The 21,494-nt window shown below is 57.0% G+C and carries 18 protein-coding genes; 9 read left to right on the top strand and 9 right to left on the bottom strand.

Translation table 11 applies throughout. The features are described 5' to 3' along the window. Nucleotide 1 precedes the first annotated feature (1 nt). Together ACFOJ9_RS09970 and ACFOJ9_RS09965 are read right to left on the bottom strand one after the other, a co-directional pair. The gene (locus ACFOJ9_RS09970) at nt 2–838 is read right to left on the bottom strand and encodes a TylF/MycF/NovP-related O-methyltransferase (protein WP_378978718.1); all 837 of its coding nucleotides are present in this window, start codon (nt 836–838) and stop codon (nt 2–4) included. A gap of 301 nt (nt 839–1,139) precedes the next feature. Next, nucleotides 1,140–2,492 (bottom strand): sulfotransferase family protein, encoded by a 1,353-nt coding sequence (locus ACFOJ9_RS09965; RefSeq protein WP_378978717.1) that lies wholly within the window; start codon nt 2,490–2,492, stop codon nt 1,140–1,142. Between the two features lie 515 nt (nt 2,493–3,007). Here ACFOJ9_RS09965 and ACFOJ9_RS09960 point away from each other — a divergent pair. From ACFOJ9_RS09960 to ACFOJ9_RS09920, 9 genes are all read left to right on the top strand, one after another. Next, nucleotides 3,008–3,469, top strand: a complete 462-nt coding sequence (locus ACFOJ9_RS09960; protein WP_378978716.1) for an ABC transporter permease — start codon at nt 3,008–3,010, stop codon at nt 3,467–3,469. After that, nucleotides 3,439–3,798: an ABC transporter permease gene (locus ACFOJ9_RS09955; RefSeq protein WP_378978715.1), complete on the top strand. Its 360-nt coding sequence runs from the start codon at nt 3,439–3,441 to the stop codon at nt 3,796–3,798. The genes ACFOJ9_RS09960 and ACFOJ9_RS09955 overlap by 31 nt, the downstream gene beginning before the upstream one ends. A gap of 7 nt (nt 3,799–3,805) precedes the next feature. Then, on the top strand, nt 3,806–4,546 hold the full coding sequence (locus ACFOJ9_RS09950) for an ABC transporter ATP-binding protein (protein WP_378978714.1): 741 nt from the start codon (nt 3,806–3,808) through the stop codon (nt 4,544–4,546). A gap of 255 nt (nt 4,547–4,801) precedes the next feature. Further along, on the top strand, nt 4,802–5,908 hold the full coding sequence (locus tag ACFOJ9_RS09945) for a DegT/DnrJ/EryC1/StrS family aminotransferase (RefSeq protein ID WP_378978713.1): 1,107 nt from the start codon (nt 4,802–4,804) through the stop codon (nt 5,906–5,908). Then, nucleotides 5,905–6,843 (top strand): glycosyltransferase family 2 protein, encoded by a 939-nt coding sequence (locus ACFOJ9_RS09940; RefSeq protein ID WP_378978712.1) that lies wholly within the window; start codon nt 5,905–5,907, stop codon nt 6,841–6,843. The genes ACFOJ9_RS09945 and ACFOJ9_RS09940 overlap by 4 nt, the downstream gene beginning before the upstream one ends. After that, nucleotides 6,840–7,790, top strand: a complete 951-nt coding sequence (locus tag ACFOJ9_RS09935) for a WxcM-like domain-containing protein (protein WP_378978711.1) — start codon at nt 6,840–6,842, stop codon at nt 7,788–7,790. The genes ACFOJ9_RS09940 and ACFOJ9_RS09935 overlap by 4 nt, the downstream gene beginning before the upstream one ends. Beyond that, nucleotides 7,780–8,160 carry a GtrA family protein gene (locus ACFOJ9_RS09930; protein ID WP_378978710.1) on the top strand — a complete coding sequence of 127 codons (381 nt, stop codon included), beginning with the start codon at nt 7,780–7,782 and terminating at the stop codon, nt 8,158–8,160. The genes ACFOJ9_RS09935 and ACFOJ9_RS09930 overlap by 11 nt, the downstream gene beginning before the upstream one ends. Continuing rightward, nucleotides 8,154–9,665: a glucosyltransferase domain-containing protein gene (locus ACFOJ9_RS09925; RefSeq protein ID WP_378978709.1), complete on the top strand. Its 1,512-nt coding sequence runs from the start codon at nt 8,154–8,156 to the stop codon at nt 9,663–9,665. The genes ACFOJ9_RS09930 and ACFOJ9_RS09925 overlap by 7 nt, the downstream gene beginning before the upstream one ends. A gap of 122 nt (nt 9,666–9,787) precedes the next feature. After that, nucleotides 9,788–10,855 carry an acyltransferase family protein gene (locus ACFOJ9_RS09920; RefSeq protein ID WP_378978708.1) on the top strand — a complete coding sequence of 356 codons (1,068 nt, stop codon included), beginning with the start codon at nt 9,788–9,790 and terminating at the stop codon, nt 10,853–10,855. A gap of 513 nt (nt 10,856–11,368) precedes the next feature. Here ACFOJ9_RS09920 and ACFOJ9_RS09915 read toward each other — a convergent pair. The 7 genes from ACFOJ9_RS09915 to rfbA form a co-directional block, all read right to left on the bottom strand. Beyond that, nucleotides 11,369–11,812, bottom strand: coding sequence for a class I SAM-dependent methyltransferase (locus ACFOJ9_RS09915; protein ID WP_378978707.1), 444 nt, complete (start codon nt 11,810–11,812; stop codon nt 11,369–11,371). A gap of 297 nt (nt 11,813–12,109) precedes the next feature. Continuing rightward, on the bottom strand, nt 12,110–13,309 hold the full coding sequence (locus ACFOJ9_RS09910; protein ID WP_378978706.1) for a polysaccharide pyruvyl transferase family protein: 1,200 nt from the start codon (nt 13,307–13,309) through the stop codon (nt 12,110–12,112). A 55-nt stretch (nt 13,310–13,364) separates the two neighbouring features. Then, nucleotides 13,365–18,014 carry a glycoside hydrolase family 99-like domain-containing protein gene (locus ACFOJ9_RS09905; protein ID WP_378978705.1) on the bottom strand — a complete coding sequence of 1,550 codons (4,650 nt, stop codon included), beginning with the start codon at nt 18,012–18,014 and terminating at the stop codon, nt 13,365–13,367. After that, on the bottom strand, nt 18,011–18,919 hold the full coding sequence (rfbD, locus tag ACFOJ9_RS09900) for a dTDP-4-dehydrorhamnose reductase (protein WP_378978704.1): 909 nt from the start codon (nt 18,917–18,919) through the stop codon (nt 18,011–18,013). The genes ACFOJ9_RS09905 and rfbD overlap by 4 nt, the downstream gene beginning before the upstream one ends. Continuing rightward, nucleotides 18,916–19,986: a dTDP-glucose 4,6-dehydratase gene (gene rfbB, locus ACFOJ9_RS09895; protein ID WP_378978703.1), complete on the bottom strand. Its 1,071-nt coding sequence runs from the start codon at nt 19,984–19,986 to the stop codon at nt 18,916–18,918. Before rfbB ends, rfbD begins: the two co-directional genes overlap by 4 nt. A gap of 22 nt (nt 19,987–20,008) precedes the next feature. Continuing rightward, nucleotides 20,009–20,563 carry a dTDP-4-dehydrorhamnose 3,5-epimerase gene (rfbC, locus tag ACFOJ9_RS09890; RefSeq protein ID WP_378978702.1) on the bottom strand — a complete coding sequence of 185 codons (555 nt, stop codon included), beginning with the start codon at nt 20,561–20,563 and terminating at the stop codon, nt 20,009–20,011. Beyond that, entirely contained in the window at nt 20,564–21,445 is an 882-nt protein-coding gene (gene rfbA, locus ACFOJ9_RS09885; protein WP_378978701.1) for a glucose-1-phosphate thymidylyltransferase RfbA, read from the bottom strand. Nucleotides 21,446–21,494 lie beyond the last annotated feature (49 nt).

Here is a 21,494-nt window from a genome sequence, read left to right as displayed (position 1 = left end):
GTCACGCTGCCTTACGAAACCAGACGCCAGTCCAATCGACCCCATGCATCTGCGGAAGGTCGCAAGACTTTCGCGCAAAGTATTCTGCGACTGCCAGACGGCATTGTTCTATTGCGTAATCATCGATAATTACGATTCCACCTGGTGAAACTTTTTCGTAGAGCGCCTCAAGGGAGTCCATTGTCGATTCGTAAAGGTCGCCGTCCAGGCGCAGCAGCGCAATTTCACGCGTCTGGAGCAGAGGGAGCGTATCCTTAAACCAACCCTTTACAAACACGACAACCTCAGAATCCAGTCCGTAAACTCTAAAGTTCTCACGAACAGTTTCGTCGTCGACCGCAAGCTCAGGGTATATCTCTTTGCTCAGGTCCAGCCCCATATCCTGCGCAAGGCTCGGTGGAGGCAACCCTTCGAAACTATCCGCGACAAATACTCGGCTCTTTCTGCCTGGATTTATTTTGAGATACCCCGCCATAAAAATACAACTACCGCCGCGCCAAACACCGCACTCGACAAAATCTCCGGGAATGTCATCGCCCACCACTTTGTCAAGACAGCTGTGGAGCATGTCCAAACGCGCTCGTCCGATCATTGTATGGGAATATCCCGCATTGCGGATGTCGCGACCAAAGAATCTGCCGTCAGAACGCCCCGCCGTCATCTCAGCATAAGCGTCGGACCGCTCACGGCGGATATCGTGCAGGACCCGGGTATCGAACAGTTCGGACCCCGCGATACAATTTCGCAGATAGATGATGCGAAGCTCGTTGTCGAGATACACGTAGTTAAGCAGCGAACGCTTCAAGAGATCGAGATAAAGGTCGCCATGGTCCGTCACGTAGAAAACTCCTGCACATCTTCATTGAAGGCTTCCATAGTGATCGATTGCATCAGAATGCTGACCAACCCTTGACCACGTGCGATGAACAACGTGGAAGAAAATGGCATCTTCAGCGCGATGCTGCTTGGTGTGTTCAGTTTGGGCTTCCGACCCGCGACCCTGTCGCGTTTTTCAACCCTGCGGAAATGATCGACCCAGACCGGGTGCGGTGGCGCCAGCCTTCTGCACGCCCGCAACGATTAAGCCCAACTGAGGCTGGTTCGACGCATCTGCTCGCATGCCAGGGGCTACTTCTTTGTCACGACTGTCTCTTCCTCCAGCGGGCGAAAGCGCCCGGCAGTGACACTAGATACCTGGCAGGGTACGTCAACCTCCACCAAGAGCTGCTTCTGATTTGATGAATCTCGACCCTCAAGCGTTCATACTCTATCTTCAGGCGTCCAGACTCTACCTTCAAGCGCTCAGACTCTTCGATCAGATCTCGAACCCGCTTTTCCGCGCCATCGGCGCGTCGCGCTTCATAGTTGGCCTGAGCTACCAGATCAACTTCGCGAGCCGCATTCTCGACGGCCAGAAGCTGGAGATTTCCCAGCTGGTACGTCAGTTGAGTTTCTCGCGTGTCAGCTTCGATACAGGTCTCTTCCAACTCCATCACACGCTGATCCGCCGCCTGCCGCTGCTGCTCGAATCGCTCGGCCGCTGCGCTTTCGCGTGCCGACATTTCCGAAAAGAACGCATCTCCGAAAACTGTGCTGAGGCTGTCGAAAGAACCGCGCACCGTATCAAGTTGCAGCATGGCTGCTCCATCAGCCGGATCTTTTTCCAGCGCCTTCATGGCGCGATAGGCCTGCTTGATCCAGTCATTGATGTCCGGATCCGCTTCCAGCTGATATGCGCTGGCTACATGGTGCCGGTGATTTTCCGAAAAATGATTGGAAAGTGTCGCCTGCCATTCCATTTCGGAACGCGGCCAATTAATGCCGAGGGCACTGGTGATTGCCTCGATCCCATCCTGCCAGTCATCGAGCATGTCCTCATAGGACAGAAAGACGCGTGGCCGCCCCCGTGTCGCACGCTCCGCCTCCAGCCCATGGCGCAACCAAAGAAGCGCACTGAAGCACATGGTGAACCTGTCGCGCTTGGCAAGCGAAGCGATCACGGCCAGCGGGTTGCGCTCGATCAAGACATAGCGAACATCGACGTGCATTCGTTCCATGATGTCCGCGTACAGCGGCACGAAACGCGAGATGCGCGGATCTTTGAGAACGAAAAGTGGGGCGCTGCCATACTCCTCGTCGATCAACCGCTCGATCTCGGCGGTGTAGAAGTGCAAGCGGGATGCGCCGAGATCGGACGGCTCGAAAGGTCGCCAGTCATCCCATCGGCTGCTGGCCTCGGCAAGCATGCGGTCATGAAGCTCCATCAGCCGCAGGGGCTCCCAGTGGCCCGTTTCGTTGGTCGGGTTGGCGCCAAGCATGTTCTTAGGCAGCTCAGCACCGAGCAGGCTGATTGCCCTGGTCAGGGCGCTGGTGCCCGAGCGGTGCATGCCGAGCACCACGATGCAGGTGCGCCGGACCGCAGTCGGCATCACTTCGCGAGCTGTCGGCGGCACCTCATCGCGCATATTTTCCGATGATGGATGCTTGATCATGCGGTCAAAGCTCGTCGAGGCCAACCGCCACTGCGCCCATGACGATCCCCAATCATGACATTTGTAAGCGGCATCCTCGGGCGAAGGCCGGACCGGGTGGGCACTCCAGGCGCAAAACATGGGTACCGACTGGGCACCAGAACGATCATCCGCTCACCGGTTACATTTTTGATATGTCAATCCCCAGCCCCCGCTATGTGTATCGAATATCCCGGAGTTGAGGCCATCGCCAGAGATTTTTTGGAATCACCTGTGGTTAAGCGGCCGCGCACTTGGTATGAGCGAGCGTTCCAGAATGGCACGATGAATTCCCAACCAGGCCAACTCTTCGGTGCAATGCCCAGATCTCCAATCGATCGCCGCCCCCTCCAGCTTTGAGAATCGCTGGAAGCTTCACTACGACGCAGGGTCATGTCATATGACCGCCCCAATGACTATGAAGAGGTTATTGGCGGTTCATAGTAGCGGCCAGAATCCATGAAGTCCCGGAAACAGCAGATGCGATATAATCAACTATGATTGCGGCACTAAGCGGCGCTGTCGACGACATCAGCAAAGCCCTGAAGCTGCATCGGGTCTGGATCGCGCTTGCCCATGAGGACATTGGCGACCAGCACAGGCGCACGACGCTCGGCCCGCTTTGGATGCTGGTCAATTATCTGGCATTCATCGGCACTTTCATTTTCGTTTTCAAGACCAAAGACACGGACTCGGCCGGGTACACGGCCTATGCATCGATCGGCCTCGTTGTCTGGTTCTACCTCATGGAAATGATCAGCCTGAGCGTGCCCCTGTTCTCGCGCGAAGCCAGTTTCATTCAAGGCACGAGGCTGCCGCTCTTCGTGTATGTGATGCGGCTGACGGTGCAATGTATCATCCGAGCGACCTATTCAGTGGCGGGTTGCATCGTCATCCTGCTGCTGAGCGGCTTGGGGATCAGCGCAGAGTGGCTTTTGTCGATCCGGGGTTGTTGCTGATTGTGCTCGCGACGCCTGCAATCGTAACGGTCTTCGCGTTCCTGGGCGCTTTCTTTCCCGACGCTCAGTTCATCGTCGGCAACATCATGCGAGTCGGTACATTTCTTACGCCCGTCTTCTGGGCCTATCATGGGCAAGGCGGCATACAGAACTATGCCTATCATTGGAATCCGTTCACATATTTCCTGGAAGTCGTACGCGCGCCAATCGCGAGCGGCGAATTCCCAATGCATCCCTTTGTTGTGACAGCGTACATCTCCTTGGCTTTCTGGGCGATTGCATTGCTGCTGCTGGGCAGATATCGCAAGCGCGTCGTTTTCCTGATCTGAGTTCGAAATGATTTCCGTCAAGCTGGACAATGTCGGCCTCGCCTATCGCCTCTACGAGAAGTTGACGCTTACGGCGCCTGATCGGCGCTTAGGTGGTCTTGGGGGCAAAATCGGACGCTCCGGAGGCAAGCAGGTCGTGCAAGCGCTCGAAGATGTCAGCTTTGAACTCAAAGCGGGCGACCGGTTGGGCTTGGTCGGCCCAAACGGCGCAGGCAAGACGACACTGCTCAAGGTATTGTACGGCATCTATCAGCCGTCGGCCGGCACGGTATCCATCGAAGGTAAAGTCGACGCCTTGTTCAACATCAACATAGGATTTCGCCCCGAAGCGACGGGACGGCGAAATATTGTTCTGAGAGGTTTGATCAGCGGGTGGACGGAGGCCGAGATCCAGGAAAAAATGCCGGAGATCATCGCCTTCAGCGAACTTGGAGACTTTATCGATGTTCCGTTCAAAACCTACAGCCAGGGTATGGCCGCGCGCCTTGCTTTCTCGGCGGCGACAGCCCTTGACCCCGAAATTCTGCTGATGGACGAGTGGATCGGTGCTGGCGACGCCCAATTTCAGGAAAAAGCCAAACGACGCATGGATGAACTGGCAGAGAAGGCGGGCATCATCGTCCTGGCGACCCACAATGAGAGCCTGCTCGAAAGCGTATGCACGAAGAGAATGACGCTTAAGAACGGAAAGGTGGAATCCTTCATCACGAAGCCTACAAAGAAGGTTGGAACGCGAGCCAAGACTTAAAGGCAATCTTCCGGAATCCATCTCTCACTTACTGTTAAGGCGGAGCGCATCCTGCACAGCCTAGCAAAAGTCCGTTGCAGTGATGTCAGAACCCCAATACATGGGCCGGTGCTTCTACACGCTCGCAATTCAGATTCCCAATTCGCCGCACCTGCTGTAGTTGAGCACGCCATGCGTTACGCCCTGCGGACGTTCCTAAAATGAAATTAAGCTCGAGCCGTTGAGTTACCGATGACGAGACAAGAATCTGTTCCGATGAATGATCTGAAGCGTCTCTATCAACGCTATCAGGTCGAAATCGAGCATGCAGTAACCAGCACTTTACGTTCGGGATGGTGGCTCAATGGCGCGGTGGGCAAAAAATTTGCGGCAAATTTTTCCAGGTTCATAGGTGTCTCGGAATGCGTCCTCGTGGCCAATGGGACGGATGCGCTCGAACTTGCATTGGCTGTAGTGACCAAGCGCAACGGTATACGCGGGCGTGAAGTCATCGTTGCGGCGAATGCCGGAGGCTATGCCAGTTGCGCCTGCTGGCACAACGACCTCATTCCGCACTATGTCGACATCGAACCAGCCAGCCAACTCGTAGGCTTTCAATCGGTACTAAAGGCAGCCAGCGCAAACACCGCTGCGATCGTCGCCACCCATCTCTATGGCGGCGTGGTCGACGTCCGTGCCATCAGGCATGGACTGGCCGAGGCTGGCCTCTCGCACATCCCGATTGTGGAGGATTGCGCGCAGGCGCATGGAGCAACGATCGGAAGCGACGTTGCAGGCTCGCTGGGAGATATCTCCACGTTTAGCTTTTACCCAACCAAGAATTTAGGGGCCATGGGGGACGGGGGCGCTGTTCTTACCTCCGACACGGCAACAGCCGCGCATGTACGGCAACTGCAACAATATGGCTGGAGTTCAAAATATCATGTCGGCGTGCCCAACGGCCGCAACTCTCGCATGGATGAGGTTCAAGCCGCGATACTCGACGTTTTGCTGGGCGATGTGGATAGCCGCAACCAGCAGCGGCGTGGCATCCTAAACCAGTACAAGTCGGTTGCCGGGCGTCGATTGCAGTTCCTGGAAGGTAGCGACGGCGCTGTCGCGCACCTCGCCGTCGCACTTTGTGACGACCGGGACGCCTTCAGGGCATTCATGAAAGAGCGCGGCATCGACACCGACATTCACTATCCGGTGCTGGATTGCGACCAGGTCGGCTGGGCAGATCTGCCAATGAAAGGGACAGAAAACCTCGCTGTTTCAAGAGCCAGCGTCGGCCGTCTCTGCTCGGTCCCCTGCTATCCCGATATGAGGGAAGACGAGGTAGAGCAGGTTTGCCTGGCCCTCCGCGAATGGGAGGCAATGTGACAACACGCTCGATCGTTTTCCCGATCTATCGAAATCAAGCGAACATCCCTTCCCTTTTGCAAGCAGTCGCCGATTTCCAGTCCAGATATCTAGGCGACATCGAATTCATCTTCGTTGTCGACGGATCGCCGGACGAATCCGGCCCGCTGCTGGTCAAGGAATTGAAGGGCTCGGGCTACGACTACAAGATTATCTTTCATAGCCGGAACTTTGGCTCGTTCACCGCCATTCGAACCGGGCTCGAACACGCGTCGGGTGACCAGATCGCGGCCATGGCCGCCGACCTGCAGGAGCCGCCTGAACTGATCGTCGAATTCTTTTCGAAGCTGGAAAAGGATGAGGCTGACGTCGTGTTTGGGCAGCGAACCGGGCGTAGCGATCCGCCCTTGACCAAACTTCTGTCGAGGGCTTTCTGGACGGCCTACCGCAGGCTCGTTCTGCCCAGCATGCCGAGTGGCGGGGTGGATATCTTCGCCTGTAATCGCCAGGTTCTGGAAGCGATCCTGTCGATCGAGGAGCCGAACAGCTCACTGGTCATACAGCTGTTCTGGGTCGGCTTCAGGCGGGAATTCGTGCCTTATCGGCGGCGCGAACGACAACACGGGACAAGCGCCTGGGGCATGGCGCGGCGATTCCGATACATGATGGACAGCATTTTCTCGTTCTCCGACTTTCCGATCATGCTCACACTCTGGGTGGGTTTTGCGGGCTGTGTCCTAAGTCTTCTATTTGCAGTCATTACCGTGATTGCGCGGCTGCTTGGCAACATCGATCCCGCTGGCTATACGACACTGGTGCTGCTGATAACGGGCTTCGGTTCAGCCGGTCTTCTGGTTCAGGGGATTCTTGGTTGCTATCTCTGGCGGGCTGTTGAAAACACCAAGTCGCGCCCACTCAGGATCATCAGCCGCGTCATTGACGGAACTGCCAAATGACCGACAAGCCCTTTTTCGTCCATGAGCGTGGCATTTGCGAAAGCACCCATATCGGCGACGGGACACGCATCTGGGCCTTCGCGCACGTCCTTCCTGGCGCTGTGATCGGCTCGAGCTGCAACATCTGCGATCACGTCTTCATTGAGAACGACGTGATCGTCGGCGATGACGTGACCATCAAGAGCGGCGTCCAACTGTGGGATGGGGTACGCCTGGGCAATCGTGTGTTTGTCGGCCCGAATGCGACCTTCACCAACGATCGCTTCCCGCGCTCCAAGGAATATCCCGAGACGTTTCTGCTGACGACGGTCGAGGACGGCGCGTCCATCGGCGCTAACGCGACAATCCTGCCGGGCATTGTCGTCGGCCGCCAGGCGATGGTCGGCGCCGGCGCCGTGGTGACCAAGAATGTCCCTGCCAACGCCGTTGTGGTCGGAAATCCCGCCGTCATTATCGGCTACCAGACAGGTCCGCAGATCGTGCCCGCGGTTACCCAGACCTTCCCAGGCACGGTAGGCGAGAAAATGTCGCTTGGGGTCGGCGGCAGCGAACTCTGGCGGCTGCCGCATTTTGGCGACCTGCGGGGCGAACTCGCCCCGCTTGAATTCGGTTCGAATCTCCCGTTCAAGCCGGCCCGGTCCTTCCTGGTTTATGGCGTGCCGTCCGACAAGGTCAGAGGGGAGCATGCGCATCGCGAGTGCCATCAATTCCTCATCGCGGCCCATGGCCGCCTTTCGGTTGTGGTCGACGACGGCCATGACAGAAAAGAGGTTTCGTTGACCGAACCGTCGATCGGCCTCTACATGCCGCCGGGCATTTGGGGAATTCAGTATAAATTCCAGCCAGATACCGCGTTGCTTGTGATGGCTTCGCACAATTATGATGCTGGCGATTACATCAGGGACTATGCGGATTTCCTGGATACGGTCAGGCAGGATGGCCGCTGACCGCATTGGCGGGGACGCCGTCCGGTTCCTTGTAGCCGGCGGCCTGAACACCGCCCTCACCAGCCTCGTCTATTTTGCCGGTCTCTTCGTGCTCCCTTCGACTTGGTCTTACGCGCTCGCCTGGCTGGCAGGCTTGGTGTTTGTGATGGTGTTCTATCCCGATCGAGTCTTTCCCGGTGGCCGCACAGGCATCGCCGATCGACTGGCGATCGGCGCCTCCATTGCCGTCGTATTCGTGCTCGGACTGGCAACCCTTAAAACCCTCGAAAGCGTGCTGCAAAACACTGCAGCGGCCTTCTTCGTCACCCTTGCCATCACGACCGTCCTCAACTTCGTGATTTCTCGATGGATACTCCGCAGATCATGCTGACGCGCCAAACCACAATACGACCCGCCATCAATCTCTTTGCGATTTTCGTCGCGATGTATTTTTCTGAATTGGCTTCCTTTCCGCTGTCAATCGATGAAGAAGTGACTGCCTTTAGAACGGACGCGTCGGTCTGGATCATTCAAGGACGCTGGGGCGCGTATCTGATCGAGAGGTTCCTTATTCCTCATCCGGTCATGCCTTTCTTGTCTCCGGCAGTCTTTGGTGCCGGTTGCGTAGCCGCCTACCTCCTCGTCATGGATGTCATCAACAAACAAGAGCTCTCCATCGCGGAGTACGCATGTTTTGCGATTTTCTGTGCCTTCCCGACCTGGTTCTTCATCGTCGAGTTCTATTCGAACATTGCCGCGATCGGGATCGGCCTGTTCGCCACCGCCCTTGCGCTTTGGCTGATCGCCAAGGAGGACGTTTCACCGCTCAGCCCACGCTTTCTCGGAGCTGTAGCAGTCGGCGCCTTCGCAATCTCGATCTACCAGAGTTTCGCGCCAGCAATTCTGGTCCTGGGCATTGCGATCTCAATTCTGCAAGTACGGGCCGGCAGCAGCAAATCGTTGCCCAAAGACCTGCTTCGGACCGGTATTCTGCTGGCTGGTGCCATCTTGCTCTATGTCATCGGCGATGCCATTTTCAGATCGTTCGCCCCCGCTAGAAACGAGTATTTCGACTCGCTTTCCCAGCCAGGCTTTCTGCTTCAACATCCTGTTACAGTTATTGAGCGCGTGCTAGGTGCGATAGGCGGGATCTACGGTCTGGACAAGCGCACATATGACGTTGCATTGTGGGCAATCCCGCTCTTGCTGGTCCTGGGCGGCTGGGCGCTCTTGAAGGAATTGCCCCGCACAAAATTGCTGGTGACGGCAGTTGCCCTTGTTTCGTTGCTTGTTCCCTTCGGCTTTCACTTCCTCGCCGCGGGCAGCATGCCTGTCAGGAGCCTCGTCGGGGTGCCGATCGCCGTATGGCTGTTTGCCTATGTCGCGGTGACGAGCGGAGAAACGAGAACCCGCGTGGCCTCGGCCATCGTCCTGGCCGTGGCAATTTTCCAGATCCTGGTGGTCCAGAACTATCGTCAGGCGTCCAACTATCTGGTCGACAAGCATGATACCTTAATGGCGGGAGCCATATTCGACAGGCTGTCGGCCGCGCCCAGTTTTGATGCAAAGCGCAGCTATGCGTTAAGCGTGTTTGGCGCCCTGCCATTTGTGACCAACTACCCCAAGCCGCCCGGTTCGACTGTCGGTTACTCCTTCTTCGAATGGGACGGGGGCAACGCCTGGCGAATCGCCTACTACATGAAATTGCTCGGCTATTCCAATTTAAGTGGTTCTAGCCAAGAACAGGTGCTTCAGACGATCGTCCATCTTTCGACCATGCCTGTCTGGCCGGCTCTCGGTAGCCTGGAGCTCAAAGATGACATTGTCCTGATAAGGCTCGGTGAGACGCCTAGCTACGCAAATCAGCAAGCCCTTAAGGGGGTGGCTAGCCGTTGAGTATCGCGAAGCACCGGAAGCAAGACCGCAAGGCAGTCGAGGGCAGGATGAACGTCGAGAGCGAGAGGACGCACGTACTAGAGGATGCCCATTCGCGAATTGAGCTCCCGGGACTCCTAGCAATGCGCTGCTACGCGGCGATATCGATTGTCCTTGTTCATCTGATTGCACTGCCAAAACTGCAGATCCCCGGCTACCTATGGTTCGTGCCCACGCATTTTGGCAACGGAGTGCCACTGTTTTACATAGTCAGCGCATTCGGTCTCTTTGTCGGGTATAGTGGCAGGATCGGAACGCGGCAAGAATTGCGCGAATTTTACCTTCGGCGTTTCCTGCGCATTGCGCCGCTATTCTACTTCATAATGCTGTTCTATATCCCGTTCTGCCGGGCGATGTGGGGGACGACGATCCCTCTTTCCCAGTTCGTCAGCTCGGCACTGTTCGTCTTCAACTTTGTGCCGAACCACGTCACCGGATTCGTTATGGCATCATGGTCCATCGGCGTCGAAATGGCGTTCTATGCCATCCTGCCGCTGCTGGTTTTCGCTATCACGGGACTTGCTCGTTCTCTGGTGTTTCTTGCGGTAGCAGTTTTCTTGGCGGCCAACTGGGGGTTGGCATTCCAAGGAACTGAGGGCGCATTAGCGCTCTTTGCCCACTTCTCTCTGATGGCGTATCTGTTCTACTTCGCGGCAGGGATAGCGGGATACTACGTTTGGCTGAGGATTCGTCGCACTTCGCCTCGGATTGGCCGAATAGTCTTTGCCGCCAGCCTTCTGGCAATCGTTGGCCTGATCTTTTTTGCAAGCCAGATCGCAGCATTCTTCGGAACGATACTGGGGCAAGGCGGCAGCTCCGGCGTCAAAACCGCTTGGGCGGTAACATTGGCAAGCGCAGTCGTGGGGGTTTCCCTGCACCCGCAAAGATGGTTCGTAAACCCTGCAGCGAAACTACTTGGCAATGCCAGTTTCAGCATTTACCTATGGCATCCGGTCGTTATCATGATCCTGGATCGCTTGGGCCTGTACCGGGTGATCTACGCATGCTTCGATGGAGCGTCCCTGCCGTTCCTTGCCTCAGTGATAGCAACCTTTGTGGCGTTGATACCATTGTCGTTACTTAGCTATCGGTATATCGAGCGACCTGGCATGGCTTTGGGTGCTCGCTTCAGCGTTCTCCGGCCAGCCTGATGGCTTTTGCATAAAGGTCGTCGCTACCGCATGGTTCTCCAAGCTCAAGCAGTTCCGCCGCGTAGCAATCCGCTTCGAGAAATCACTCGCAACTACCGAGCCGTTGTCCCTCTCGCCGCAATCGCCCTATGGCTGCGGTAAATGTCCACACGACCTAGCAGGCTGTTGAAAAAGGATCGGAGATACCCGGTTTGACTCTGATTTGTGCTTGGTCTGATTCTGATACGTTCCGTGAACAAAACAGTTTTTCAACAGCCTGCTAGAGGTATCTTCACCAGTCCAAGCGACTTCGCGGCGTCAAACTGTTGCCGGCTATTACTTCGGCACGTTCACAGCCTTACACGCTTGCATGGTAGCGGTCATTGCCGCATGTCGCTGGGGTAGACGACTTCCGAAGATCGTTGGCAGGGTGCGTCTGTCCGATACCAGCCTCCAATCCGGGCCACCCTCCCCGACCAAACGCGAGAAATTACTTAAACCGCAGATTATAATCTCAATTAGGCAGAAAATACTCTAGCGGGTGCGCTTGTGCGCCAAATATACTTCGGTGAATTCGCCTATTATGCCGTGCCAGTGATCCTGAAAACGGCACACCTCGACATCCATTCCTGACCACCGGTGGATCAGTTCGGGAAGGTCATAGCCATAGTGAAATGTTACCAGCGAGCCAGCGTCGCTCACTGGATTCCCATGATATTCCGGCTCGCCGGTGTGCTGGATCGTTCCGTCCGGCCTATAGAGAGCACGGCGCTCACTGTCGGTCTTGCCCTTGTAGGTGGGAACGGTGAAAAGATAAGCGCCGCCAGGTTTCAGGGTCCGGGCAACCTCCTTTGTCACCCGCTCCGGCATATTCACATGCTCCATGACATCAAGTGTTACCACGACATCGAAAGTCGCATCGCCAAACGTCTGCGCTTCCAGATTTTCGTTTCGGAAGCCCTTGATGGACGAGCCCAAACGCTCTCCCGGAAAGTACTGAGATTCAACATAACCCGCACATTCCCGCTTCAACTTCGGAGAAATCCCCCGAGGGGTGGGAGACGATTCATGAATAGCAAGGTTTCGCCAATGAGGGATATATCGCGTAAGCGTAAGAGCCAAAGCGCGCTCGCGCGGGATCGATCCGCATCTGGAACAGAGCAGGTGATCGCGATACCAATCATAATTGGCAGTAAACTCAACGTTAGCTTCACAAATCGGACAGTAACCGGCCCGACGGTAAACTGGACGAGACTCAGGATTCATAGAGCACCATTAGGATTTTCCAAAACGAAGCCGCAAAAAGGATGCTGCTCTTGTTACGACGTCGGACAACGGCGAAACAGCACCATCTCCGTGGTGCTGCTCCAGCCTGTGGCTGATCCCATTCTCCGAAAGGAACTGGGCAAAACGATCATATAGAACGGTGTACTTGCGCTGAAACCCATCATAGTCGCTAGCCCGCACAAGATAGTGGACGTCCAGTTGTCGTACTTTACCGACCGGGACGTGCGGGATGCTCATAAGTTCCGCCATTTCCGTCGTCCTTGAGTCATGGGAAATTATGGTCGCAGGAACTCCGTTGGTTAACGCGATCAGATTTCCGTGAAAACGCGTCCCTACCGAATAGTCAAACTTTGATATGTACGCATCCCACTCCGCCAAATCGAAGAACATTTTTGCGTTCTCTTTAATATGCTTTACATAGAGCGACGGATCCATGTCCATGCCCATCTGCGCGAGCACTGCCTGGGCGACCTCCAAATCATTTTCGCGCCCATCTCTGGCAAGCAGCATTTTCATTTCAGGTTCTTCGTTCTGAAGAACATACGGATACTGTTTATGGACCGATAACTTCAAAAGGTCAGCTTCAACGCGGCGGGCAGCTTCGGGATCGGCCGAATGCAAAAATACATTTCGTGATCCGTTCACTGCAACTCTCAGCCCGTCGCCTCTTCTCAGCTTCTTTATCTCCAAGCTGCGACGCAATTTGCGAAACAGACTTGGGCATCCAACCTCTCTGACATTTTTTATCCCGAAGTCATTCATGACCTCAGCCGTAAAATGGCCACGTACGCCCACGGTCTTGCTGCGCTCGGATATGATACGAAGGAAGCGCTTACTACCCTCGGGAATGTCAGTGACCTTGTCACCAATGGCAGGCGCTTGCGCACCGAGGCCTGCGACCACGCATGGCAGTTTGGTCGGTTCGATAAAGTCAGCCAAGTAGGACAAATCAAAATCTTTGTAAATGAAGTTTGCCGCGGCGATGGCTATGATATCGAAACGTTCGTTTGCCTCTTGCGGGGAATAGCTCAATCCTTGCCCGAATTCTTCAAAGCGAAGCTCCTCGAATAGAGACTGCCCTATCAGAAGGTTTCCTGTGTTACGTCCGATAACTTCGAATTTCTTTTCAAAGGCAATCTGCGGCTCAGGATGCGAAGCTATTGGTGCTCCGAGAAAAAGTATCCTCACTAAAATTCTCCTCGACGCTCTAACCACATTTAATATTTGACAGTGGCTAGCGTCGTTATTCGTGAATTGGGATGCCAAATCGTTTACTGAGTTCACGTTCATAGATGCTTGCCCGCTTAAGCGCGGCAGGTCCAAGGTCATGGCTGCGTATTGTCTCAGCCTGCACCCGTCTAATCTCCTGGAGATGCCTGAGATCGAAATTTCCTATGGTTACGCTCGACTGATGCCGGCGGTGAGAATTGAGCGAACGCGGCGAAAAAGCGATCGATCCATTCTCAAGTAGACGCAAATATGTCACCCAATCCCCGGCGTTACGCAGCGACATGATCTCTTCGCCATGTCTGGCCAACGCATTCTTGAGCGCATTCCTTCGAAACAAGACGCCACTGACGTTTGGAATGGTGTTCTTGAGGTAAAGCGCCTCGGCGATTTCCTGGCGGCCGTCCACGACGTAGGGCCTCGTCCAGCGAGACCGGTCAATATCGGACACGTAGTCGAGATAGTGCTCGGACAAGATGCGGCCCGCGCCATCTATCTGGCGCGACTGGCAATAGCTCATCACCACTTCCTTGCGCTCGAAGGCGGGCAGAAGTTCGGCCAGAAAATCGGGATCTGCGAGATCGTCGGCTTCGGCGATCCAGACGTAATCGCCGCGCGCCATTTCGACCCCACGCATCCATTGGCGGAATACCGAGCCCGAATTTTCGGCGTTCACGACCAACCTGCACGGAATGTCGCAACCGGCCAGAAATTTCTCGATGACTTCGACACTTTCGTCGGTCGAAGCATCGTCAAGCACGATCAACTCGTAGGGCCTTGTCGTCTGCTCGACGATCGAGCTCAGGCGCGCACCCAGATATCGGGCGTAGTTGTAGTTCGGCACGACGACCGACACCCGCGGCAGCGGCTTTTCGGCGTAAATCAGCAGGTCGTGCAGGTAGTGGCTGAAGCTGAATTCCTGGCGGACAATATCACGGCCAACGCTGGCCAGACGCCGGGCTTCACCTGGATTGTCGAGCAGATTGCCGATGACCCTGGCCATCTCATCGGTGTCGAAGGCTGGCACAAGGATTCCGCAATCACGATTCAGCAGATCCTGAAAGCCGCCAGCACCTTCGAAGGCAACGACCGGCACTGTGGCATCCAGCGCCTCAAGCACTACCGAGGGGAACGGGTCCTCACGCGAGGTCAAGGCGTAGATATCCGCGGCGAAATAATATTCCTGCGGATTTTCCACCAAGCCGACAAAGACGAAGCGGTCCTCTAGTCCCGCTTCTTTCACTCGTCGCATTTGCTTGGCGTGAAAGACACGATCGACGTGGCCGACCCAGACTGCAACCGCATCCAGCCTGGAGCCCATAACCTTGAGGCAAGCATCAACGAAAAGGTCAACGCCCTTCCGATGATCGGCGTAGCCCGCACACAAAATGATGCTGGCATTTTTCGATAGCTGCAATTTCGCGCGGACCGCCTCGCGGACCCGCTGGCGATCGTCAGCGTGGTAGGGCATGCGCAAATAGAGGCCTTGCGGTCTGACCACCGACTGGCTAACCGGCCGGCCAACAAACTCTTCGAATCCGGCCTTGACGATCCCGGCTGGGAAAACGACGCTGTCGGCGCTCTCGACAATGGCCGCGGCGGCGTCAGCGAGGCCATAGGACGCCAATATTCCGGGCAGTTCGTGGACGAGGCAAACCGTGCGGAACCCCGCCTGCTTCAAAAGCGGGACGAGCTTGCCGGATACGGTGGTGTTCACGACGGCAACCTCGGCGCCGGCGTTCCTGATGGCGGTCAGGCGATTCAACGCATCGGCGTCGCCCCGTCCGGGTACGTCGATCCTGTGCACGGTTGCGGCGTCGGCGAAACGGCCGAGCAGCGGCCCATCACCCAGCACAATGAGATCGGGATCAAAACCAAGCTGCTTGAATCCCTTGGCCAGATTGAGAGCCAGCAATTGTGCTCCATGCGGATGGGCGTCGTGGGAAACGATCACTATCCGGGGCTTGGATTTCCTGTTAGCCGCCTCCAAAGCATCGCGGGTCGCTTGCAGGTAGGCGTGGCCGTTTACACTATCGGGCTCCAGATGAGCGCCTTCCGCCCACTCGTTCCAGGCATTGACGAAAACCAGCCGCTCGGATGGCTCACTGACATGGGCCAAGGTGTCTTCAATGGCGTTGTCCAGCCATCGGCGGTAGAGCGCAGGGGTGTTGTTGATGAACACGGTGCCGCCGCGCTTGCGGCGTGCGGTGTTGTCCCAGCCTGGGCAAACCGAGCGGAAGAGCTTGTATTTGCGGGATGAATAGGTCTCGCTGCGTTGCGGAAAAACCGACCAGTCATAGACGATCGAGGCAAAATCCTGGTGCAGCGGCGTCACTGTATGCGTGACATTTGGCGGCGCGGAATTGTTTGGCGGAAATTCCACGGCGGCATCAAACCCGTAGCGGTCGGGGGGCACGGATTCGAACGATTGGGTGTAGGCCAGGAAAATCTCGCCAATGCCGTTCTCCCGGCACCAGGTCCGCCAGCGCCGGGCCGTCTCGGCTGCCGCCGGCAGCAGGCTTGGGCGATAGACCAGCAGCAGCGGCTTGCCGTCGATGCGGATGTAGCGAGGGTCGCGAAGATAAGGCGCGACCTCGGCGATAAAGGCGAGATCGTCCTGGGGGGAGTGATCCTGGGCGATGAGGATCTCCTGGTCCATCCCGTCCCAGCGGCGCGACCAGTTCTCGTTGGCCCAGCAGACGCAGAACGGCATGTCGAGGCTCTTGTCCTCGAGCCAGTTCTCGAGCGGCTTTTCCAACAGCCGCTTGCCCGCGAACCAATAAAAATAGAAGCAGAAGCCCTCCACGCCATAGAGTCTTGCCAGTTCGATCTGGCGGTGCTGCACGGCGGTATCGCGCAAGTCGTAGTAGCCGAGCGCATCCGGCACATGCGGCTGTTGGTGGCCGACAAATTGCGGCTCTGTGGGCCTGACATTGGTCCATTCGGTGAAGCCCTGCCCCCACCATTCATCATTTTCAGGGATCGTGTGGAATTGTGGCAGGTAGAACGCGATGACGCGCACCGGCTTCTGTAGCAGCGGCGGCGCCTCGAGAAGCGGCACATAGACGGGTTCGGGCGCGAAGATCGGGCCGGAGCTGACCAGTGCCCTACGCAAGACCATTCCATTGTCGCCGATAGGCGCGTCGGGCGCTTCCAGGCTTCTCCAGGCGCGGTAAGCATTCGTAACGCCAAACAGCGAGGGGAACGTCGAAAACACCGCTCTCTTCATCTTTCGCTTGACGTCGATAGGCAGCGGCAGATTGTGCCAGCAAGCGTAAGCGCCGCGAGCCAACAGGTTGCGAGCCAACATGGGTGTTTTGCCGATGGCGCGGGCGCGGTTCCTGGTCCCGCGCAGAGGTCCGGTCAGTCGCCAGGACGTGCTGTCATAAACGGCATCGAGAACACCATGCAACCGGGTTTCCTCAGAGCGCGCATTCTCGCGGTCCGCAAGCAGCGCGCTCCTCGCCGTGTGCGCCATCGACAGTTCTTCTTGCAAGGCCTGGATCTCTTCGCCCATCGCGATGGCCTGGGCATTTGTCCGCGCGACCTCTTCGGCTCCAGCGGCAATCTGTGCCCTTATCCGCACGATCTCTTCGTCTTTCGCGATGACCTGTGCCCTTGTCCGGACGATCTCGTCCTCGTTGACCCGGATTTGCTCGCGTATTTCGATTATCTCGCTGGAGAAGGCCTCGATGCGCATTCCATGGAGTTTTATCAGCTCTCTGTTCGTTGGAATCTCCTCTTCCATTGTCATCGACTTCAACGACCATGGGTTTCCGGCTTGATTGGCCGCTTTGCTCTCCGTGCCGTCGAGGGGAACCACGCTCTCCTCAGCGAGCGCAACCTGGCCATGCACGCTGCGAGGTCCCAGTACATTTTCCTGGGTCGGTCGCTTCGTCACAACGCAGAGCGAATTCAGAAACTCAATGGAATGGACCGACGCGAGAGAAGCTTCCTCGAATGCGATCTCATACTCTTTGGCAAAAGTGACTAAAGCATCGGATTGAGGACGGTCCAGTCCCCAGTGCTCATGGTTGACCACGTCGAGCAGACGCTTGAAGAATGACATGGAGGAGAGAGGATCGTAGAGACCCCCGCCAAATTCCCGCCAGTAGCTGCAATGCAAATCCTCGGCTATGTATACCCCATCTTCGGAAAGATGAGGAAAATAACGAGCGAACGATCGTATTATATCCGACGAACTATGTGATCCGTCGTCAATTATAATATCGAATTTCTCGGATCTCGCAGCAATACTTCGTTCAACCTCATCCGTATTGGCATCACCGACGACAACGGCGATCTTCTCATCGTCGAAAATCAAATTACCGCACGCTAAATTGATATCACAGCCGAGAACAAGCTCCGCCTTGGCAAAATATCGTCGCCAGATTTCCAGCGAACCGCCGTTCTGAACTCCAATTTCCAGAATTCGAACCGGCTTGTTCCGATACTCTGAAAAAATTCGGTCATATGCGCTGAGATAGATCGACCATTTGTCCGACACCTTGCCGCTATGCGCATTGTAAAGATCACGCAGTGAAACGTCGTGTTCTCCAAGCGGCGCGATTTTCGCCCGTACCCGCTTTTTCGGCGCCGCCTCGTCAACAACCTGCGAGCCAGGTTTCGCATCGCGCATGTTTTCGGGTGACGGATGCTTGCTCATGCGGTCAATGCCTGTTTCGTCCTACCGACGAGAAGCTTGTGCACCACGGCTTCCGTCGATTGCCGCCAGTCCGGCGCATTCCAGTTGAAGACGGCGGCGAATTTCGCGCTCGAAAGCCGCGAATTGGCGGGGCGTCGCGCCTTGGTCGGATAGTCCGCCGTGGCAATGTCGCGCACCCGCGCGTGTGGACCACCAAACGCGCGGCTTGTGTCGAGGATATGACGGGCAAAGCCGCTCCAGCTGGCCTCACCGGTTCCGGCCAGATGATAAATGCCGGACGCACCAAAGCTCTTGTTGCCATGCAGCTGTGCTGCCGCATGCAGGATCGCGTCGGCGATATCAAGCGCTGAGGTGGGATTTCCCCACTGATCGGCCACCACCGCGATCTCGTCGCGGTCGGCGGCGAGCCGCAGCATGGTTTTGACGAAATTCTTGCCGAACGGGCTGTAGACCCATGCGGTGCGCAGGATCAGATGGCGCGGATTGGCTGATGCAACCGCCTGCTCGCCAGCAAGCTTGGAGGCGCCGTAGACGCTGCGCGGCGCGGTTGCGTCGGTCTCGACATAGGCACCAGGAGCGCTGCCGTCGAAGACATAGTCGGTCGACAGATGGATGACGGGAACGCCAAGCCGCGTTGCGGCTTCCGCCACCTTGCCGGCGCCGACGGCGTTCACCGCAAATGCCAGATCGGGCTCATCCTCCGCCTGATCCACCGCCGTGTAAGCGGCAGCCGACACGACGATGTCCGGCTTCGCGGCCGCAATGGCTTCGATGACGGTATCGGGTTTTGCCAGGTCTAGTTCCGGACGGCCAATGGCGATGACCTCAACGCCGGCGCGCGCCTGGCCGGCCTCCAGAAGGCTTGCCGCGACCTGGCCCTCGCGTCCGGTAACAACGAGCCTCACACGACCTCCTTGCGTGCTTCGCCCAACCGCTCACCGGCATAGCGCTGCTCGCGGATCGGCCCCCACCACCATTTGTTGTCGAGAAACCAGTCCACGGTTCTCGCCAGGCCACTATCGAAATTCTCCTTCGGCGCCCAGCCCAGGTCTCGGCTGATCTTCGATGCGTCGATGGCATAGCGACGGTCATGGCCGGGACGGTCGGTAACGAAAGAGATCAGGCCGCGATAGCTCTTGCCGCCTGCCCGCGGACGCCTGATGTCGAGCAGATCGCAGATCGTTTCGACGACGCCCAGGTTCGTGCGTTCCGAATTGCCGCCGACATTGTAGCTTTCGCCCGGCTGTCCCCTGGTTGCGACAAGTTCGAGCGCGCGCGCATGATCCTCGACGAACAGCCAGTCGCGCACATTGGCGCCGACGCCGTAGACCGGCAGCGGCTTTTCGTCGAGCGCGTTGAGGATGACCAGCGGGATCAGCTTTTCGGGAAAGTGATAGGGTCCGTAATTGTTCGAGCAATTGGAAAGCACGACCGGCAGGCCATAGGTTTCGTGCCAAGCCCGCACCAGATGGTCCGAGGCCGCCTTCGAGGCTGAATAGGGTGACGACGGCGCATAGGGCGTTTCCTCGACGAACATGCCGCCATCGAAAGGCAGATCGCCGAACACCTCATCGGTCGAGACATGATGGAAGCGGAAGCGGCTCTTCCTGTCCTCGGACAGTCCGCGCCAATATTCCAGGGCGGAATTGAGGATCTTGTAGGTGCCGACGATGTTGGTCTCGATAAAGGTGCCTGGCCCATCGATCGAGCGGTCGACATGGCTCTCGGCGGCAAGGTTCATGACGATGTCGATATCGTCCCGGTGGAGGATGTCCAGCACCGCCCTCTCGTCGCAGATATCGGCCTGAGCGAAGCGGTAATTGTGGGCATTCTCGATCGGCCGCAGCGAGGCGAGGTTTCCCGCATAGGTGAGCTTGTCGAGATTGGTCACCCGATAGGCCGGGTTGGCGCACAGATGCCGGCACACCGCCGAACCGATGAAGCCAGCACCGCCTGTCACCAGAAAATTCATACCGCTGTCCTCGTGCAATCCATCAGGCAAACACCTCGGCGGCAGCCAGCAGCGGCGCCTTGAGGTCCTTGTCAGAAAGTTGGAACCCGCCAGCCAATGACGGCCATTCGATGCCGATGGCGGGGTCGTCGAAGCGGATCGACCGGTCATGCTCCTGTGAATAGGTGTCAGTGACCTTATACAGGACCTCGGTGTCGGGCACGAGCGTCACGAAGCCGTGCGCGAAGCCTTTCGGCACCAGAATCTGGTTGCCCCTTTCGGCCGATACTTCGATCGCGACCCATTTTCCGAAGGTTTTCGAGCCGCGGCGAATGTCGACCGCGACGTCGAGGATGCTGCCACGGATGACGCGCAACAGCTTGTCCTGGGCTCGCGGCGCAAGCTGATAATGAAGCCCTCGCAAGACACCCGCCGCCGCGGAGTAGGAATGATTGTCCTGCACGAAAGCCAAGTCTATGCCAGCCTGCGAAAAGCGCTCGGCATTGTAGGTTTCCACGAAAAAACCGCGCGCATCACCGTGCCGCTTCGGAACGATTTCCAGCACGCCATCGATACCAAGGAGCCGAACCTCCAACACCTAGCTCTCCGACAGATCGACGACACGTCGGCGCAGATAAGCGGCATATTCGTTCTTGCCCAGGCGGTCGGCGCGCCGCAGAACCTGATCCACCGTCAGCCAACCCTGTTCCAAGGCGATCTCTTCGGGGCAGGCAACCTTGATGCCCTGGCGATGCTCGATCGTGCGCACGAACGAAGAGGCCTCATGCAGGCTGTCATGCGTGCCGGTGTCGAGCCAGGCATAACCGCGCCCCAACCTGTGCACATGCAACTGGCCACGCTCCAGGTAGACATTGTTGACCGCCGTAATCTCAAGCTCGCCGCGCGCCGAGGGCCGGATAGCGGGGGCGATGTCGACGACGTCGTTGTCATAGAAATAGAGACCGGTGACAGCCCAGTTGGATTTCGGGTTCTGCGGCTTTTCTTCGATCGTCAGCGCCGTTCCGGTGGCCTTGTCGAAGGATACGACACCATAACGCTGGGGATCCTCGACATGATAGGCGAACACCGAAGCGCCCTTTTCGCGCGAGGCTGCGGCGCGGCAAAGCTGCGACAGCCCATCGCCGAAATAGATGTTGTCGCCGAGGATCATCGACACGCTGTCCTTGCCGATGAAATCGCGGCCGATGATGAAGGCCTCCGCAAGCCCGTTGGGTTGCGGTTGCTCGGCATAGGACAGGTCGAGCCCGAACTCCGATCCATCACCAAGCAGATCGCGAAAAACCGGCAGGTCGCGCGGCGTTGAAATGACCAGAATCTCGCGAATACCCGCGAGCATCAAAACGCTCAGCGGATAATAGATCATCGGCTTGTCGTATATCGGCAGAATCTGCTTAGAGATTGCTAATGTTAGCGGATAAAGACGCGTTCCACTGCCTCCAGCAAGGATAATTCCTTTCAAGAAGCTCTCCTTGACATGCCCAGGCCCCCCGGCCCTTGCCGCCCGTGCT

Origin of the sequence: Mesorhizobium cantuariense (assembly GCF_042647205.1) — a bacterium.
GTDB lineage: Bacteria > Pseudomonadota > Alphaproteobacteria > Rhizobiales > Rhizobiaceae > Mesorhizobium > Mesorhizobium cantuariense.
The sequence above is the reverse complement of the archived record's forward strand: the minus strand, read 5'-3'. Positions and strand labels throughout refer to the sequence as shown.

Excerpts from the sequence above, each read along its gene's own strand:
- ACFOJ9_RS09930 (WP_378978710.1), top strand. The coding sequence starts at position 7,780 with ATGGCCGCTGACCGCATTGGCGGGGACGCCGTCCGGTTCCTTGTAGCC.
- ACFOJ9_RS09920 (WP_378978708.1), top strand. The coding sequence starts at position 9,788 with ATGCGCTGCTACGCGGCGATATCGATTGTCCTTGTTCATCTGATTGCA.
- ACFOJ9_RS09960 (WP_378978716.1), top strand. The coding sequence starts at position 3,008 with ATGATTGCGGCACTAAGCGGCGCTGTCGACGACATCAGCAAAGCCCTG.
- ACFOJ9_RS09905 (WP_378978705.1), bottom strand. The coding sequence starts at position 18,014 with ATGAGCAAGCATCCGTCACCCGAAAACATGCGCGATGCGAAACCTGGC.
- rfbB (WP_378978703.1), bottom strand. The coding sequence starts at position 19,986 with ATGAATTTTCTGGTGACAGGCGGTGCTGGCTTCATCGGTTCGGCGGTG.
- ACFOJ9_RS09965 (WP_378978717.1), bottom strand. The coding sequence starts at position 2,492 with ATGATCAAGCATCCATCATCGGAAAATATGCGCGATGAGGTGCCGCCG.
- ACFOJ9_RS09925 (WP_378978709.1), top strand. The coding sequence starts at position 8,154 with ATGCTGACGCGCCAAACCACAATACGACCCGCCATCAATCTCTTTGCG.
- ACFOJ9_RS09950 (WP_378978714.1), top strand. The coding sequence starts at position 3,806 with ATGATTTCCGTCAAGCTGGACAATGTCGGCCTCGCCTATCGCCTCTAC.
- ACFOJ9_RS09945 (WP_378978713.1), top strand. The coding sequence starts at position 4,802 with ATGAATGATCTGAAGCGTCTCTATCAACGCTATCAGGTCGAAATCGAG.
- ACFOJ9_RS09935 (WP_378978711.1), top strand. The coding sequence starts at position 6,840 with ATGACCGACAAGCCCTTTTTCGTCCATGAGCGTGGCATTTGCGAAAGC.